This is a genomic window from Synechococcus sp. YX-04-1, assembly GCF_030546365.1.
Classification (GTDB): Bacteria; Cyanobacteriota; Cyanobacteriia; order PCC-6307; family Cyanobiaceae; genus Parasynechococcus.
In genome coordinates, this window is record NZ_JAUONZ010000001.1 from 591,977 (window position 1) to 606,561 (window position 14,585).

The following is a 14,585-nucleotide window of genomic DNA, read 5'->3' on the forward strand; positions in this document are numbered from 1 at the left end:
GCTGCATTGCGAACAGCACAGGCATGGGTCTGCGAACGCCGATGGCTCTGCTGGGCTTGGGGGGGTTGATCTGGGCGCAGCCCGTGAGTGGTTTTGATCGTGAGCAGGTGCTGGAGCAGATGCGGCAATCGCGGCCAGCTGATCTCAAGGTGCTGATCGAACGCCCGGCCCCTGTCGGCACCCTCTCGATCGGGATTTATGGGGTCAAGCCAGCCTCGTCGAATCCCGATACCCGCAGCTACAGCTTGTGGGAGGAGTCGGCGTCGGATCTGAACGTCTATGTCGAGAGCGTCAACTGCTCCACCATCAAGCCTGTGCGGGTGAAACGCACCCCGATGGCGGTTTACGTGCGCACCCTCAATCCCGGCGGTCCGATCACCGATGTCAACCGGGAAGATCACCTGGTGTGGTGGGCGGCCTGCGTGCCGGAGGTGGCGGGAACCGACCCTGCCACGTTGCGCCAAAAGGCCCTGGATCTGGGCTTTTCGACCCTGATCCCCGAACAGCAGGAGCAGTTACCCGCACTGGCCCGTTGAGCGTGCGCTCCATACATTGCGACAAGAGCGATTCCGGTCATGAGCGACGCGCCTACTCCCACCGCTGAACCCGCAGAGGCCGCGACGCCCGCCCCGCGCCTGTTGCTGGTGGACGACGAGCCCGGTCTGCGCACGGCGGTGCAGGCCTACCTGGAAGACGAAGGCTTTGATGTGACCACCGCGGTTGATGGGGAAGAGGGGTTCAGTAAGGCCCAGCAGATGTTGCCGGATGTGGTGATCAGCGACGTGATGATGCCGCGGCTGGATGGCTATGGCCTGCTGCAGAAGCTGCGCGCCGATGAACGGCTCGGCGGCACTCCGGTGATCTTCCTCACCGCTAAGGGCATGACGGCTGACCGCACCCAGGGTTATCTGGCCGGGGTGGATGACTACATCCCCAAGCCTTTCGACCCCGATGAGCTGGTGGCGCGGGTGCGCAATGTGGCCCAGCGCCAGCAACGGCTGCTGCAGGAAGCAGCGCGCTTCGCTGATACCGATATGGGCCAGATGGCCAAGCAGATCACTGAGATCCGCTCGCTGCTCGCCCAGGCGGAAGCGCTGCCCTCCACAGAGCCCGTGGTGCACAGCTTCACGCCGCGGGAGGCGAGTGTGCTGCAGCTGGTGGCTGAGGGCCTGATGAACAAGGAGATTGCCCGTCAGCTGGAGACCTCGATCCGCAATGTCGAGAAGTACGTGAGCCGCCTGTTCAACAAGACGGGCACCTCCAGCCGCACGGAACTGGTGCGGTACGCCCTGGAGCACCGTCTGGTGACTTGAAGCCGGCTGCGCTGAACGACGGCTGGACCTATCGCGACAAGGTGCCGCTGGCCGATGCCGGCACCTTGGTGAGCGATTGGCTGGCGGATCGCTATCGCCACTCCGATGGGTTGGTGTGGCAGCAGCGAATCGCCGCTGGTGAGCTGGATTGGAACGGAGCGCTGCTCACCGGTGATCGAGCACTGCAGGGGGGGGAGACCCTCTGTTGGCGACGTTCGCCCTGGTTGGAAGAGGCAATTCCCGATCAATGGGAGACGATCCACGACGACGGCGATGTGTTGGTGATCAACAAGCCTTCGGGCTTGCCGGTGATGCCTGGTGGTGGTTTCCTGCGCCACACGCTCACGGCCTTGCTTGAACCCACCGGTGCGCGGCCGGTGCACCGCCTGGGGCGCTTCACCTCCGGCTTGCAGGTGTGTGCCCGCACGCCGCAAACGCGCGCCCTCTGGTCGAAGCAATTCCGGCCCGACGGCGGTTGCCGCAAGGTGTATCAGGCCTGGAGCCAGCGGGTGCCGGGGTTGGAGTTGGGGCAGTGTTTGACGCTGGACAGTGATGTGGTGGAACGGCCGCACCCGCTCTTGGGCTGGATCTGGGGGCCGGAACCGCTCCACGATGCCCCGATCCGCAAACGGCTCTCAGCCCACTCCCAGCTGCAGCTGTTGGAGCGCACGGCTGAGGGTGATCGCTTGCAGGTGACGATCACCACCGGCCGGCCTCATCAGATCCGCATCCACCTGGCGCAGCTGGGCAGTCCGCTGCTGGGGGATCCGCTGTATCTCCGCAATCGCGAGATCGCAGCAACAGCAACCCCCGGGGATGGCGGCTACCGGCTGCACGCCTGGCGGCTTTCGGGTCTCCCTCACTTGGGGGAGACAACACTCCAGGTGGATCCCCCAAGTGAGGGAGATCAGGCCTTGCGGAACTCAATCAGCCGCGAGAAGTAGAAGGGGGCCTTGTTCAGGCTGCGGCGCACCAGCTTGAAGCCGCAGGCTTCCGCTGCTTTGACGATGCCGTCTTCCTTGAGCGTGTAAGCCCGGGTGGTTTTGCTGGGGCCGGGGAACAGCTGGCCGATGCCCTTCAGCAGCGCCAGCAGCGGGGTGTAGGGCGCAAAGCTCACGATCAGTCGCTCTTCGGTGAGGCTGCAGAGGTGTTTCACCATCTCCTCGGCCGGTTGCTGGGGGTAGTGGATGAACACATCCAGGCAGCACACCGTGTGGAAGGAACCGCTCAGGCTTTCCAGGTCGCTGGCGAAGAAGTTCAGCTTGGCCATGTCGAGACCGGCCTCGCGGGCCCGGCGCTCCGCTTCCTGGGCCATGGCCTCGGAAATGTCGCTGGCGTTGATGGATCCAGCCCCCATGGCCGCCAGCGGCAGGCTCAGGCTGCCCACACCGCAGCCGGCATCGCAGAAGCTCGCCTCGCTGAGTTCACCGCTTTCCTTGATCCAGGCCAGCACTTCATCAACGGTTTTCTGGTGACCGATGCGGATGTTGCGCTGCACCTTGTTCACGTCGTCGCTGTCGCTGTAGATGCGGTTCCAGCGGTCGAAGCCCGTGGTTTCGAAGTAGCCCTTCACCTCCTTCTTCTCGGCCTGTTTCTGCTCCAGCAGCTGATCGGGGGCCATGGCGGAAGGGTTTGCGTCGGCGGGATCCTAAGCAGCGCAGGCCCAGTGCAGCTCACCGTTGTCCTGGTGCCAGCGCAGCAGCTGCGTCAGTGGCCGTCCCATCAAGGCGTCCATGCACCCCGTTGCATCGCCGATCACCCGCCTCGGCGCCACCGTGGCGCTCCAGATCGCAGCACTGGGGCCGTTACTCCAGTGGGCCAGCCGCTTCACCCCCTCCAGTTGCGGCAGGGTCACCCCCGCCAGGGTGCCGTCCTCGAGGCGGCAGGTGCCGTTCTCCACCACCAATACCCGCTCGTCCCAGCGGTGCTCCCCGTCGGCCAGGCCGTAGGGGGCCAGCGCATCACTCACCAGCACCGTTTGCTCCGGCGCCAGCTGTTGCAACAGCACGGCCATCGTGGGGTGCACGTGCACGCCATCAGCGATCAGCCCCAGGGCAATCCCTCCGCGCCGGCAGGCTTCCCCCAGCGGCCCCGGTGCTCGGTGGTGCAAGCCCGGCATGGCATTGAAAGCGTGGGTGAGCATGCCCACCCCTTGATCGAAACCGGCGCTTGCCTGTTCTGCAGTGGCGGCGCTGTGGCCGAGGGCCACGCCGATGCCCAGCTCCCGCAGACGCCCGATCACCGCAGCGGCCCCCTCCAGTTCGGGGGCCAGGGTGACCAGGGCAATCTCCGTTTCGAACCCACCGATCCGTTCGTCCAGGCCTTTCAGGCTTGGGCGTGCCAGGTGTTCACGGGGATGGGCGCCGCGGCGGGCCTCCGCCAGAAAGGGACCCTCCAGATGGGCCCCCAGCAGCCGGCAACGGCCTCGATGGTGCTGTTGTCGGGCCTGTCGCAGCACGGCCAGGGCCTGGCGCAGCGGTGCGATGCCGCAGGTCACCAGGGTTGGTGCGATCGCTTCGACCCCATCGCGCCACAACAGCTCGAGCAGTTCCTCCAGCCGGGGTAGATCCGCCGCACTCAGTTCCGGGAAGGCCAGCCCCAGCCCGCCGTTGATCTGCAGGTCAACACCCCGGGGGCTGAGCCAGTCGCCGTTCCAGTCCTCATCCGTATGTGGAGCCTCAGCGCCCATCGCGTCGATGCGGCAGATCAGCCCCTGGTCGTCGAGGTCGACGCCGTAGCGCTGGTCTCCGTCCCCAGGCAGGGGAACCGGCAAACGAACGTTGGTGATCCGGTGCATCAACGCAACACTGGCCGCGGCAGCCATGGAGGGAGACGATGGCAGTCTTGCCCCTCTGCGTTGTGCTGCCAGTGCTCCCTCGAGTTGCCGTTGTGATGGGAAGTGACTCTGACTTGCCCACCATGGAACCCGCTGCCGCCATCCTGCGCGAGCTGGGAGTGGAGGTGGAGGTTCGGGTGCTCTCGGCCCACCGCACCCCTTTGGAGATGGTGAACTTCGCTCAAGCGGCCCGGGATCAGGGATTTGGGGTGATCGTCGCCGGTGCCGGTGGGGCGGCCCATCTCCCCGGCATGGTGGCGGCCCTCACCACGCTGCCCGTGATCGGCGTGCCGGTGAAAAGCCAGGCGCTGTCCGGGGTCGATTCCCTCCACTCGATCGTGCAGATGCCGGGGGGGATTCCGGTGGCCACCGTCGCCATCGGTGGGGGCCTCAACGCTGGCTTGTTGGCGGCCCAGATCCTTTCGGTGGCCGATGCTGGCTTGGCCCAGAAACTCGAGGACTATCGCAGCAGCCTTCACGATGCTGTGGTGGCCAAGGATGCGCGCCTGGTTGATCTGGGCAGCACGGATTACCTCTCTCAGATGGATTCATGAGTGTTCCCGTTCGTTCCACCCTGCGTTCCACGCTGCTGTGGGCGGTGGTGCCGGCGGCCTTCGTCTATGCGGTCGCCCTGGTCTGGAGCGCCTCAGAGGGCATCAGCGCCAAGATGGTGTTGAAGGATTTGGCCCAGTCCTGCAAGGCGCCTTTAGGGGAAGGTTTCCTCTCCAGCGTGGGCTATCTGCTTTGGATGGCGGCGGCTGCCATTGCCTTGTTTGCGGCGTCCACCCGGCAGATCCAGGGCTCCGTTCTGAACCGCCAATTCGCCTTCTGTGGTGGTGGTTTCTCGCTTTGGCTCTGCCTCGACGACATGTTCCTTGTGCATGATCGCTACCTCGGCGAGGCCTTCCTCTACATCACCTACGCCTTCTTCACCGGGCTGCTGTTGTTCCGCTTCCGTGGCCCCCTACGGCGCTTCGGTGGCGACACCTTCCTGGTTTCGGTGGTGTTGTTGGGCCTGTCGGTTCTGACCGATGCCCTTCAGGGACTGTGGCCGAATTCCTACGAGACGGTGCAGATCTTTGAGGAGGGTTTCAAGTTCCTCGGGATTGCCGCTTGGCTCAGTTTTTGGTGCCATTACGTCAGTTCCGCTTCCAAGCCGGCCTCCCTTGAGCAGCACTGATCGATTCGCGTCATCGTTTTGATGACGCCCTGGCCGGCCTGGTTGCGACTTGGTCTTCTGTTACCGGTGCTGGGCTTGAACGCCTTTGTGCTGAAGCGTTTGCTGATCCAGTTCGCGCCGTTCCCTGGGCTGTTCCTCACCGCGGCTTTGATTGCCTTTTTGCTGGACCTGCCCTGCCGCTGGCTCGCGCAACGGGGGCTTCCCCGGGCCTGGGCCATCGTCAGCGTGGTTCTGGTGACCCTGGGGCTTCTGGTCTGGGCGGCTGTGGCCTTGGTGCCTCTCTTGATTGAACAGCTGAGCCAATTGATCAGTGCTTCGCCGTCTCTGCTCACGGCGGCAGAGCAGTGGATCGATCGAGGTCAGCTCTGGGCGCTTGACCATGGCCTGCCCGCCGATTTCGCTGATCTCAGCAGTGATCTGGTAGCCCAGTTCAGTCGGCTGGCCACGCAGCTGAGCCAGCGCCTGTTGGGCCTGTTGGGGGCAACGGTGGGCACCACGATCAATGTGGTGATCGTGCTGGTGCTGGCGGTGTTTCTGCTGCTTGGGGCGGATCCGATCGCCGCGGGCCTGCTCCAGTGGTTGCCGCCACGCTGGCGTGGACTGGTGGGCTCGACACTGGATCGCACATTCCGCGGCTATTTCGCAGGCCAGGTGGTGTTGGCCCTGATCCTCAGCGCTGGACAACTGGTGGTGTTCACCGTGCTGGAGATTCCCTATGGCGTGTTGTTCGCCGTGCTGATCGGCTTCACAACGCTGATTCCCTACGCCAGTGCGATCACAATTGTTTCCGTGAGTGCCGTGCTGGGGCTGCAGGATCCGCGCACAGGCCTTGAGCTGCTCGCCGCGGCGATAGTCGTCGGTCAGATCGTCGATCAGGTGATCCAACCGCGACTGATGGGCAGCATCGTGGGTTTGCAACCGGCCTGGTTGCTGATTGCCTTGCCCATTGGCGCCCGGGTGGGCGCGATCTATGGCGTGGGGGATCTGTTGGGACTGCTGTTGGCGGTGCCGGTGGCCAGTTGCATAAAAACCCTGGCGGATGCCGCCAGGGCTGGCGACGGCGAACTCAGGCCGCCGGAATCACCCCACGCTCCTGGAGCGCTTTGATCACCAGCTCCACGGAGTCGGCCAGATCCTGCTTGCCGGTGTCGATCTTCAGTTCGGGCGTTTCCGGCGCTTCATAGGGGCTGGAGATGCCAGTGAATTCCTTGATTTGCCCTGCCCGTGCTTTGGCGTAAAGGCCCTTGGGATCGCGGGATTCGCAGACCTCGAGATCAGCGGCGCAGAACACCTCGAGGAAGTCGCCGTCCTCCACCAGGCCGCGGGCCTTGTCTCGATCAGCACGGAAGGGGGACACAAAGGCGGTCAGCACGATTACGCCCGCATCCAGGAACAGCTTGGCCACTTCACCGATGCGGCGGATGTTCTCCTCACGGTCGGCATCGGAGAAGCCCAGGTCTTTGCAAAGGCCGTGGCGGATGTTGTCCCCATCCAGCACATAGGTGGCGAGTCCCCGCTCAAACAGTGCCGCGTTGACGGCATTGGCCAGGGTGCTCTTGCCGGAGCCGGACAGTCCGGTGAACCAAAGAATGGTGCTGCGGTGACCGCGCTGCTTCGAGCGCTCGTCGCGGCCCACGGAGGCCTCATGCCAGGCGATGTTGGTGGAGGCACCCTTGTTAGTGAGTTCTCCGTAGGTGGGGCTGGCGGTCATGGCCACGACATGAAGTGGCGGCCATTCTCCCTTAACCCCCAGCCCGTTTCGGCCGGTATCCCTCCTTGCTGAGCAGCTCGAGCGTCAGATCCACCTGATCTCCTTGCAGTTCGATCACGCCGTCCTTGGCGGTGCCGCCACTGCCGATGCGTGTTTTGAGCTTCTTCAGCAGCGCCTTGAATCCCGCAGCATCCAGCTCTAGGCCACGGATCACCGTCACGGTTTTGCCACCTTTTCCACCGCGGGTGGGCTGCACCCGCACCATTTGCTGCGCCTTGGCTGTGGGCTCCGCCGCAGCCCCGCTCGGTCGCTGCAGGCTCTCGGCACTGCTGAATTCCTGCCAACCTCCCTTCGGCATCCATCCCCTCGCAACCGGGTTGCATTGTCGATGACCGCCCATGGGGCGCCCCATGGCGTGACCGCCTGATTACGCTGGCCCGACGCTCCGCCGTGGATCCGTGACCAGCACCCTCCCCAACGCCAGCACTCCGGATCCCTCAAGCCTGCAGCCAGCGGTGCGCCCCGGAGCCCACGGTCGCTTTGGACGTTTCGGCGGCCAGTACGTGCCCGAGACCCTGATGCCGGCGTTGGCGGAACTGGAGCAAGCCGCCGCCCAGGCCTGGAATGATCCCGCCTTCACTGCTGAGCTCAATCGCCTGCTCAAGAACTACGTCGGCCGGGCGACACCCTTGTATGAGGCCGAGCGTCTCACCGCCCATTACCGCCGCGCCGACGGTGGCCCCCGCATCTGGCTGAAGCGGGAAGACCTCAACCACACCGGTGCCCACAAGATCAACAATGCCCTGGGGCAGGCCCTGCTGGCGCTGCGCATGGGCAAGAAGAGGATCATTGCCGAAACCGGTGCGGGGCAGCATGGCGTTGCCACGGCCACGGTCTGTGCCCGCTTCGGTTTGGAGTGCGTGATCTATATGGGCGCGGAAGATATGCGCCGTCAGGCCCTCAATGTGTTCCGCATGCGCCTGCTGGGCGCCACGGTGCAACCGGTGACGGCCGGCACCGCCACCCTCAAGGACGCCACCAGTGAAGCCATCCGCGACTGGGTGACCAATGTTGAGTCCACCCACTACATCCTGGGATCCGTTGCGGGTCCGCACCCCTATCCGATGTTGGTGCGGGATTTCCATGCCGTGATCGGAGAAGAGTCCAAGCAGCAGTGTCAGGAGGCCTTCGGTCGGCTGCCCGACGTGCTGATGGCCTGCGTTGGCGGTGGCTCCAATGCCATGGGCCTGTTCCATCCCTTTGTTCAGGACACGTCTGTGCGTCTGATCGGTGTTGAGGCCGCTGGTGATGGTGTGGCCACCGGGCGCCATGCCGCGACGATCACCGAGGGTCGTGCCGGTGTTCTGCATGGCGCCATGAGCCTGCTCCTGCAGGACGGCGATGGCCAGGTGATGGAGGCTCATTCCATCAGTGCAGGTCTTGATTACCCCGGGGTGGGTCCGGAGCACAGCTACCTGCGGGAGATCGGGCGTGCTGAGTACGCCGCAGTCACCGATCAACAGGCCCTCGATGCTCTGCGGCTCGTGAGTGAGCTTGAGGGCATCATTCCGGCCCTGGAAACCGCCCATGCCTTCGCCTGGCTTGAGCAGCTTTGCCCCACCCTGGCCGATGGCACGGAAGTGGTGATCAATTGCTCTGGCCGCGGCGATAAGGACGTCAACACCGTGGCGGAGAAGCTGGGGGATCAGCTCTGACGTTCGGGCTTCAGGCCAGCAACAATTCGAGGTGGCGGGCCACCCGCTGCACCGCCGCCCGTGCCGTGGCATAGGCCATGCGCATAGGACCCACCAGGGCCACATGGCCCAGCCCCTCGTTGCAGCGATAGGGGGCCTGAACCACGGCACAGGCTTCCAGCGCTGGCTGCGGATGTTCGTCGCCGATCCATACCCGTGCGGATTCACCGCGGCTGATCAAGGTCCCAGGCTGGTCGTCGATCAGTTCCAGCAGCGGTCGAAGGCTGGACGTGCTTTCAAATTCCGGTTCGCTCACCAGCCTCGAGAGGCCATGCACCACCACCTGCGTGGAGTTGGTGGGCGTCGGTTGTTCAAGGGCGTTGCGCAGCACAGCGCCGCTGCTTTGCAGCTGCCTGGGCAGAGCCTCCCAGTTCAGGTCTCCCTGCTCGAGCTGTGCCGACGCCCAACGTTCCATCGCTGTGAGTTCGGTTTCAGCCCCGTGGGGCAGGCGCAGGTTCAGGTGGTTGGCCCGGCCATTGGCTTCCACCAGCATCACCAGCAGTCGATCACCGCTGGGCACCAGACGGATCGTCTCAAGTTGGCGGTTCTCCTGCTGCGGTTGGGTGATCAGGCTCATCAGGCCAGTGAAATCCGTCAGCCGCCGTGCCACATGCATCAGCAGGTCGTCCAAACCGGCCCAGCGAAGACTGAGTCCGGTGAGCTCCCGTTCCAGGTGTTGAACGGCGATGCCGGGTTCCGGCAGCAGCGCATCCACGTAGTGCCGGTATCCCATCGGGCTGGGAACGCGTCCGGCTGACGTGTGTGGTTGCTGCAGCAGTCCGCGGCGCTCAAGCGCCCCCATGGCGGAGCGAACGGTGGCGGAGCTGGCGGGGATGCCGAAGCGTTGCACCAGGGTGCGGCTGCCCACCGGCTCCATCGTGTCGACGTAATGGTGCACCGTCGCCTGAAGCACCTGTTCTTGCCGAAGGGACAGGGGCTTGCTCATCAGTAGCGGGGAACGCTGGGATCCACCTGAAGGCTCCAGGCATCAATGCCTCCTTCAAGGTTCCACACCTCAAGGCCCCAGGGTTGGTCCAGCAGCCACAGGCCGAAGTGGTAGCTGCGCACGCCGGCATGGCAGACCACCACGACGGCTTGATCGGGTTTGAGGTCGGCCTGGAGTGTTCCAAGCCATTCATTCGATTGGCTCAGGGGGCGGTGCAGCACCGCACCAGGGAAGGCAGCGATCGCAAGCTCAGCCTCCTCGCGCACATCCACCAGTTGCGGGGAAGGTCGCTCGCTTTGCAGCCATTGCTGCAATTCAGAGGCTTGGATTGATTGTGGTTGTTGGGATTGGCCCATGGCGCCATTCTGCGGTGATGGACAAAGATGAGGCGACCCGAGACCGCCGGCCCATGAAGGCCCGCCCCTTCCTCAGCGCTGCCGGCGCTGTGCTGCTGTCGCTGCTTCTGCTGGCCGTTGGCCTGCTCTGGACTATGAATCGCCAGAGCCCCCTGCAGCTGGCAGAGCAGCCGTTGCACTTGCCTCGGGCGGCCCGGTTTGTGCCCCGGGATGCTGATTTGTCCGTCCATTGGCTGGCCGATCCCGGACGGTTGCCGGCCTATGCCCAGGCCGTTGCCCCTGCATCCCAACGCCGTGATGCCCGAGATGGTGCACGGCAGTGGCGCGAAGGCGTCTTTGCCTTGGCGGGTCTCCAGTTCGGCCTTGAGTTGGAGCCCTGGCTTGGTGAGGAGGTCAGCCTCACCCTCATCGATGGGGACACAAATGCCGGCTGGGTGTTGGCTCTAACCAGTCGGGATAACGACGGCGCCCGGCGCTTTCTGCAACGGTTCTGGCAGACCCGCAGCCTGGCGGGCACCGACCTCCAGATCAGCAGTTATCGCGGCATCGGTGTGATTAGCGGCCAGGGAGCGTTGGTGGGGCATGACCCCCAACCCCTGGCCACGGCGTTGATTGACGACGATCTGCTCCTCGTGGCCTCAGGCCGGGGCGTGCTGGAGCAGGCCCTCGATGTCTCGCAGCTCCCGGATCAGCATCAGCTGGGGGATCAACGCCTGCAGCGTCAAGTTGCTGAGCTCGGCGAGGGAGTGGCTCTGCTGACGGCATCGCCCCACGCCCTTGAGCATTGGTTGCAGCTGCCGGAGCTGGTGGCCCAACGGGACGATCTGAGCGGACTTGTGGCATCACTGCGGCCGGAGGGTTCAACCCTGGCGGTGGATGGGCGACTTGGGTTCCAGCAAGCCCTAAGCACCGACCCCTGGCCTGGGCTCACGGATCTGACCGCGTCGGCCGGCGGCCATGCCCGCTGGCTGGCGCAGCTGCAGAGTCCAGCCCGTTTGTTGGATCCAAGCGAAAGCCATCCGTTGGCCCAATGGTTCGCTCCGGTGCTTGAGCAGCACTTGGCGGATCAGCCGGCGGCAGATGCTGTTGTTGAAGCCGATGACGGCCCTCTCCTCTGGCAGGACCAACCCGAGGGGTGGCTGCTGGCCACCCGCCCGCAAAACCCTGCCAGGGATGCGGTGGACGCCCGTTTGCAGGAGCAGGGTCTGACCCGTTCTGAGCTGGAGGGCGATGGCGAGGTGTTGAGCGTGTGGACGCGCCTGGTGCGCCAGCGGGGACGCCAGCCCGGGGTGGACGCTCAATTGGCCGTGGCTCAGGTTCGCTCGTCAGCGCTGAACTGGTGGGGGGAGTCCTTGATCGCTCTGGCGCAACGCCAGAACGGACGTGCTCTCCAGCCTCGCTTGAACCAGTGGCAGGAGCTCACAGCGTCTTCCCAACCCGCGCAGGCCCTCTTACTGGCGGATGAGCCGGCCCGCGCACTGTTGGGGCAATGGCGGCCATGGGCCCTGCTGCAGGTGATGGCGGGGCGGCCCCTCCAGGACCAGGTCCGCGGCCTTGCAGTTGCCATCGACGTTGATCGTCAGGAGCAGGGCGCTACCGAGATTCCGTTGCATGCCCGGCTCGAGCTTGGCTGACCTGGTGCTGTTGCGGCATGGCATCGCCGAACCCCGCCAGGCGGGCCAGGACCATCCGGAACGCCCCTTGACCGCCGCCGGCCGTCAGCGAACCCAGCGGGTGATGGAGGCCCTGGTGCAACGGGGACTGCGGTTGGATCGCCTGCTCTCGAGTCCGTACCTTCGGGCGTTGCAAACGGCGGAACTGGCTTTGGAGGCGGGGCTTGCTCCAGAGCTGGCGGTGGACGAATGCCTTCAACCTGGAGGCGCCCTTGAAACGTTGTTGACGCCGTGGGATGGATATCTCGGTCTGGTGGGCCATGAGCCGGACCTTGGCGATCTGGCCTGTGCTCTTCTGAAGTGTGCCCCCGGTGCCCTGGTGCTGAAGAAAGCCGGTGTGATCCAGCTGCGTCGTTCCGCGGGCCAGTGGCAGTTGCAGGCCTTGCTTCGGCCAGCACTGTTGATTGACGACTTAAGTTGCTGAAAGAGGCGACCGGCCCTTGGCTCAGCAGCAGACAGGTGACCTGCGCCATGCGCGGACCGGGATCGAACTGCGTCCAGGCCTGGATGGCGTGCCGGCCACCCAGTCGGCGATCTGCGACATCGATGGAGAGCAAGGGCTGCTCACCTATCGCGGCTATCCGATGCAGGATCTGGCGGCCAACAGCAGCTTCCTGGAAACGGCCTACCTGCTGATCTGGGGAGAGCTGCCCAGCCGCGACCAGCTGGCGGAGTTTGAGCACGCTGTGCAGATGCACCGGCGCGTCAGCTTCCGGGTGCGGGACATGATGAAGTGCTTCCCGGCCAGCGGCCACCCGATGGACGCGCTGCAGTCCAGTGCAGCATCCCTGGGACTGTTCTATTCGCGCCGGGCGATCGACGACCCGCAGTACATCTATGACGCGGTAGTGCGGCTGATCGCCAAGATCCCCACGATGGTGGCGGCCTTTCAGCTGATCCGCAAAGGCCAGGACCCAATTCAACCCCGGGATGATCTGGCCTATTCCGCCAATTTCCTCTACATGCTCACGGAACGTGAGCCGGATCCCCTGGCGGCGCGGATCTTTGATCGATGCCTGATGCTCCATGCCGAGCACAGCCTCAACGCCAGCACCTTCAGTGCCCGGGTCACCGCCAGCACCCTCACCGACCCCTACGCCGTGGTGGCTTCAGCCGTCGGCACCCTGGCTGGCCCACTCCACGGCGGCGCCAATGAAGACGTCCTTGCCATGCTCGAGCAGGTGGGAAGTCCCGAGAACGCTGGCGCTTTCCTGGATGAGGCCATCGCGGCCAAGCGCAAAATCATGGGCTTCGGCCACCGTGAATACAAGGTCAAAGACCCCCGTGCCGTGATCCTGCAAGCCCTGGTGGAGGAGATGTTCGCGAGCTTCGGTCATGACGACCTCTACGACGTGGCCCGGGCGATCGAAGAAGAAGCAGCGTCCCGCCTTGGCCCCAAGGGGATTTATCCCAACGTGGATTTCTATTCGGGCCTGGTGTATCGCAAGCTCGGCATACCCAGGGATCTGTTCACGCCGGTCTTCGCTATCGCCAGGGTCGCCGGCTGGCTGGCCCATTGGCGGGAGCAGCTCGGAGCGAACCGGATTTTCCGGCCTTCGCAGATCTACTCCGGATCCCAGCCACGCTCTTGGATGCCCATTGAGGAGCGCGTCTCGGCTCCGGCCGCCTAAGTTGCACCCACATCCGTCGACACCATGGTGAGTCCGGGATTGGACCTGGAATTGAGCTTTAGCCAGGCCCTGCAAGGGTTTGGCTTCTCCCCGGAGGTCGCGAGGCTGCTTTGGTTGCCGCTGCCGATGCTGCTGGTCCTGGTGGCTGCAGTGGTGGGTGTGCTGGTTTCGGTCTGGCTGGAACGCAAGATTTCCGCCGCCGTTCAGCAGCGGATCGGTCCGGAATATGCCGGTGCACTTGGTGTACTTCAGCCCTTGGCCGACGGCCTCAAGCTGCTGGTCAAGGAAGACATCATTCCGGCGCGCGCCGACAGCCTGCTGTTCACCCTCGGCCCGGTGCTGGTGGTGGTGCCGGTGATCATTTCCTGGCTGATCATTCCCTTTGGCCAGAACCTGCTGATCAGCAACGTGGGCGTTGGGATCTTTCTTTGGATCGCCTTCAGCAGCATTCAGCCGATCGGCTTGTTGATGAGCGGCTATGCCTCGAACAACAAGTATTCGCTGCTCGGGGGACTGCGGGCCGCTGCTCAATCGATCAGCTACGAAATTCCCCTAGCTCTTGCGGTTCTGGCCATCGTGATGATGAGCAACTCGCTGAGCACGGTCGACATCGTGGGTCAGCAGACCGGTGCCGGCATTTTGAGCTGGAACATCTGGCGTCAGCCGGTGGGCTTCCTGATTTTCTGGATCTGTGCCCTGGCCGAGTGTGAGCGGCTGCCCTTCGACCTTCCCGAAGCTGAGGAAGAACTGGTCGCTGGCTACCAGACCGAGTACGCGGGCATGAAGTTCGCCCTCTTCTACCTGGCGGGTTACATCAACCTGGTGCTCTCGGCTGTCCTGGTCAGCGTTCTGTATCTCGGTGGCTGGGGCTTCCCGATCCCTGTGGAGTGGCTGGCCGGCTGGTTGAACCAGCCCATCGATGCACCAGTGGTGCAGGTGATCACGGGCACCGTTGGCATCGTGATGACGGTGCTCAAGGCTTATCTGCTGGTGTTCGTGGCGATCCTGCTGCGCTGGACCACCCCCCGCGTCCGCATTGACCAGCTGCTCGACCTGGGCTGGAAGTTCCTGCTGCCCCTTTCCCTGGTGAATCTTCTGGTGACAGCAGCCCTCAAGCTTGCTTTCCCCGTTGCATTCGGCGGCTAGGTTTTCCTACCTAGGATTTCTGCGCTCCCGGCTCCGCTT

Annotated in this window: 17 protein-coding genes; 11 read left to right on the forward strand and 6 right to left on the reverse strand. The window is 64.3% G+C overall.

Translation table 11 applies throughout. From position 1 onward, the window contains the following. Nucleotides 1-23 precede the first annotated feature (23 nt). From Q3Y53_RS02995 to Q3Y53_RS03005, 3 genes are read left to right on the forward strand one after another with little or no spacing between them, the layout of a single operon-like run. Nucleotides 24-536: a hypothetical protein gene (locus tag Q3Y53_RS02995; protein WP_226424505.1), complete on the forward strand. Its 513-nt coding sequence runs from the start codon at nucleotides 24-26 to the stop codon at nucleotides 534-536. A 39-nt stretch (nucleotides 537-575) separates the two neighbouring features. Then, nucleotides 576-1,313: a response regulator transcription factor gene (locus Q3Y53_RS03000; RefSeq protein ID WP_303532642.1), complete on the forward strand. Its 738-nt coding sequence runs from the start codon at nucleotides 576-578 to the stop codon at nucleotides 1,311-1,313. Further along, on the forward strand, nucleotides 1,310-2,257 hold the full coding sequence (locus Q3Y53_RS03005) for an RNA pseudouridine synthase (protein ID WP_303532644.1): 948 nt from the start codon (nucleotides 1,310-1,312) through the stop codon (nucleotides 2,255-2,257). Before Q3Y53_RS03000 ends, Q3Y53_RS03005 begins: the two co-directional genes overlap by 4 nt. Here Q3Y53_RS03005 and bchM read toward each other — a convergent pair. After that, nucleotides 2,221-2,934: a magnesium protoporphyrin IX methyltransferase gene (gene bchM, locus Q3Y53_RS03010; RefSeq protein ID WP_303532646.1), complete on the reverse strand. Its 714-nt coding sequence runs from the start codon at nucleotides 2,932-2,934 to the stop codon at nucleotides 2,221-2,223. The genes Q3Y53_RS03005 and bchM overlap by 37 nt on opposite strands. A gap of 27 nt (nucleotides 2,935-2,961) precedes the next feature. Continuing rightward, nucleotides 2,962-4,137 carry an N-acetylglucosamine-6-phosphate deacetylase gene (locus Q3Y53_RS03015; RefSeq protein WP_303532649.1) on the reverse strand — a complete coding sequence of 392 codons (1,176 nt, stop codon included), beginning with the start codon at nucleotides 4,135-4,137 and terminating at the stop codon, nucleotides 2,962-2,964. Nucleotides 4,138-4,148: 11 nt separating this feature from the next. Here Q3Y53_RS03015 and purE point away from each other — a divergent pair, with 11 nt between their 5' ends. The 3 genes from purE to Q3Y53_RS03030 are packed head-to-tail and all read left to right on the forward strand — an operon-like array spanning nucleotide 4,149 to nucleotide 6,436. Continuing rightward, nucleotides 4,149-4,703, forward strand: coding sequence for a 5-(carboxyamino)imidazole ribonucleotide mutase (purE, locus tag Q3Y53_RS03020; RefSeq protein WP_226424500.1), 555 nt, complete (start codon nucleotides 4,149-4,151; stop codon nucleotides 4,701-4,703). Then, nucleotides 4,700-5,329: an oxidoreductase gene (locus tag Q3Y53_RS03025; RefSeq protein WP_226424499.1), complete on the forward strand. Its 630-nt coding sequence runs from the start codon at nucleotides 4,700-4,702 to the stop codon at nucleotides 5,327-5,329. The genes purE and Q3Y53_RS03025 overlap by 4 nt, the downstream gene beginning before the upstream one ends. A gap of 21 nt (nucleotides 5,330-5,350) precedes the next feature. Continuing rightward, on the forward strand, nucleotides 5,351-6,436 hold the full coding sequence (locus Q3Y53_RS03030) for an AI-2E family transporter (RefSeq protein ID WP_226424498.1): 1,086 nt from the start codon (nucleotides 5,351-5,353) through the stop codon (nucleotides 6,434-6,436). Here Q3Y53_RS03030 and cysC read toward each other — a convergent pair. Then, complete coding sequence (cysC, locus tag Q3Y53_RS03035; protein ID WP_226424497.1) at nucleotides 6,396-7,040, reverse strand: adenylyl-sulfate kinase; 645 nt, start codon at nucleotides 7,038-7,040, stop codon at nucleotides 6,396-6,398. The two genes, Q3Y53_RS03030 and cysC, sit on opposite strands and share 41 nt — an antisense overlap. A 31-nt stretch (nucleotides 7,041-7,071) precedes the next feature. Beyond that, a complete protein-coding gene (locus tag Q3Y53_RS03040; protein WP_226424496.1) occupies nucleotides 7,072-7,398 on the reverse strand; it encodes a translation initiation factor in 327 nt (108 codons plus the stop codon). A gap of 100 nt (nucleotides 7,399-7,498) precedes the next feature. Here Q3Y53_RS03040 and trpB point away from each other — a divergent pair, with 100 nt between their 5' ends. Beyond that, nucleotides 7,499-8,755, forward strand: coding sequence for a tryptophan synthase subunit beta (gene trpB, locus Q3Y53_RS03045; RefSeq protein ID WP_226424495.1), 1,257 nt, complete (start codon nucleotides 7,499-7,501; stop codon nucleotides 8,753-8,755). Between the two features lie 10 nt (nucleotides 8,756-8,765). Here the strand turns inward: trpB and hrcA are convergent, their stop codons facing one another. Beyond that, nucleotides 8,766-9,740, reverse strand: coding sequence for a heat-inducible transcriptional repressor HrcA (gene hrcA / locus Q3Y53_RS03050; protein ID WP_226424494.1), 975 nt, complete (start codon nucleotides 9,738-9,740; stop codon nucleotides 8,766-8,768). Beyond that, on the reverse strand, nucleotides 9,740-10,096 hold the full coding sequence (locus tag Q3Y53_RS03055; protein ID WP_226424493.1) for a rhodanese-like domain-containing protein: 357 nt from the start codon (nucleotides 10,094-10,096) through the stop codon (nucleotides 9,740-9,742). Before Q3Y53_RS03055 ends, hrcA begins: the two co-directional genes overlap by 1 nt. A gap of 53 nt (nucleotides 10,097-10,149) precedes the next feature. Between Q3Y53_RS03055 and Q3Y53_RS03060 the strand changes: the two genes are divergently transcribed. Genes Q3Y53_RS03060 through nuoH form a run of 4 tightly spaced genes read left to right on the forward strand, consistent with a single transcriptional unit; the run spans nucleotide 10,150 to nucleotide 14,546 of the window. Continuing rightward, nucleotides 10,150-11,730 carry a DUF3352 domain-containing protein gene (locus Q3Y53_RS03060; RefSeq protein WP_303532661.1) on the forward strand — a complete coding sequence of 527 codons (1,581 nt, stop codon included), beginning with the start codon at nucleotides 10,150-10,152 and terminating at the stop codon, nucleotides 11,728-11,730. After that, nucleotides 11,708-12,193, forward strand: coding sequence for a phosphohistidine phosphatase SixA (sixA, locus tag Q3Y53_RS03065; RefSeq protein WP_303532664.1), 486 nt, complete (start codon nucleotides 11,708-11,710; stop codon nucleotides 12,191-12,193). The genes Q3Y53_RS03060 and sixA overlap by 23 nt, the downstream gene beginning before the upstream one ends. A 16-nt stretch (nucleotides 12,194-12,209) precedes the next feature. After that, nucleotides 12,210-13,400, forward strand: a complete 1,191-nt coding sequence (locus Q3Y53_RS03070; RefSeq protein ID WP_226424490.1) for a citrate synthase — start codon at nucleotides 12,210-12,212, stop codon at nucleotides 13,398-13,400. Nucleotides 13,401-13,427: 27 nt separating this feature from the next. Further along, nucleotides 13,428-14,546: an NADH-quinone oxidoreductase subunit NuoH gene (gene nuoH, locus Q3Y53_RS03075; RefSeq protein WP_173402239.1), complete on the forward strand. Its 1,119-nt coding sequence runs from the start codon at nucleotides 13,428-13,430 to the stop codon at nucleotides 14,544-14,546. Nucleotides 14,547-14,585: the final 39 nt, after the last annotated feature.

Bases quoted from the DNA above. Each gene is read 5' to 3' on its own strand.
- Q3Y53_RS02995 (WP_226424505.1), top strand. From the start codon at position 24: ATGGGTCTGCGAACGCCGATGGCTCTGCTGGGCTTGGGGGGGTTGATC.
- Q3Y53_RS03000 (WP_303532642.1), top strand. From the start codon at position 576: ATGAGCGACGCGCCTACTCCCACCGCTGAACCCGCAGAGGCCGCGACG.
- bchM (WP_303532646.1), bottom strand. From the start codon at position 2,934: ATGGCCCCCGATCAGCTGCTGGAGCAGAAACAGGCCGAGAAGAAGGAG.
- Q3Y53_RS03015 (WP_303532649.1), bottom strand. From the start codon at position 4,137: ATGGCTGCCGCGGCCAGTGTTGCGTTGATGCACCGGATCACCAACGTT.
- purE (WP_226424500.1), top strand. From the start codon at position 4,149: ATGGCAGTCTTGCCCCTCTGCGTTGTGCTGCCAGTGCTCCCTCGAGTT.
- Q3Y53_RS03025 (WP_226424499.1), top strand. From the start codon at position 4,700: ATGAGTGTTCCCGTTCGTTCCACCCTGCGTTCCACGCTGCTGTGGGCG.
- Q3Y53_RS03030 (WP_226424498.1), top strand. From the start codon at position 5,351: ATGACGCCCTGGCCGGCCTGGTTGCGACTTGGTCTTCTGTTACCGGTG.
- cysC (WP_226424497.1), bottom strand. From the start codon at position 7,040: ATGACCGCCAGCCCCACCTACGGAGAACTCACTAACAAGGGTGCCTCC.
- Q3Y53_RS03040 (WP_226424496.1), bottom strand. From the start codon at position 7,398: ATGCCGAAGGGAGGTTGGCAGGAATTCAGCAGTGCCGAGAGCCTGCAG.
- hrcA (WP_226424494.1), bottom strand. From the start codon at position 9,740: ATGAGCAAGCCCCTGTCCCTTCGGCAAGAACAGGTGCTTCAGGCGACG.
- Q3Y53_RS03055 (WP_226424493.1), bottom strand. From the start codon at position 10,096: ATGGGCCAATCCCAACAACCACAATCAATCCAAGCCTCTGAATTGCAG.
- Q3Y53_RS03060 (WP_303532661.1), top strand. From the start codon at position 10,150: ATGAAGGCCCGCCCCTTCCTCAGCGCTGCCGGCGCTGTGCTGCTGTCG.
- sixA (WP_303532664.1), top strand. From the start codon at position 11,708: ATGCCCGGCTCGAGCTTGGCTGACCTGGTGCTGTTGCGGCATGGCATC.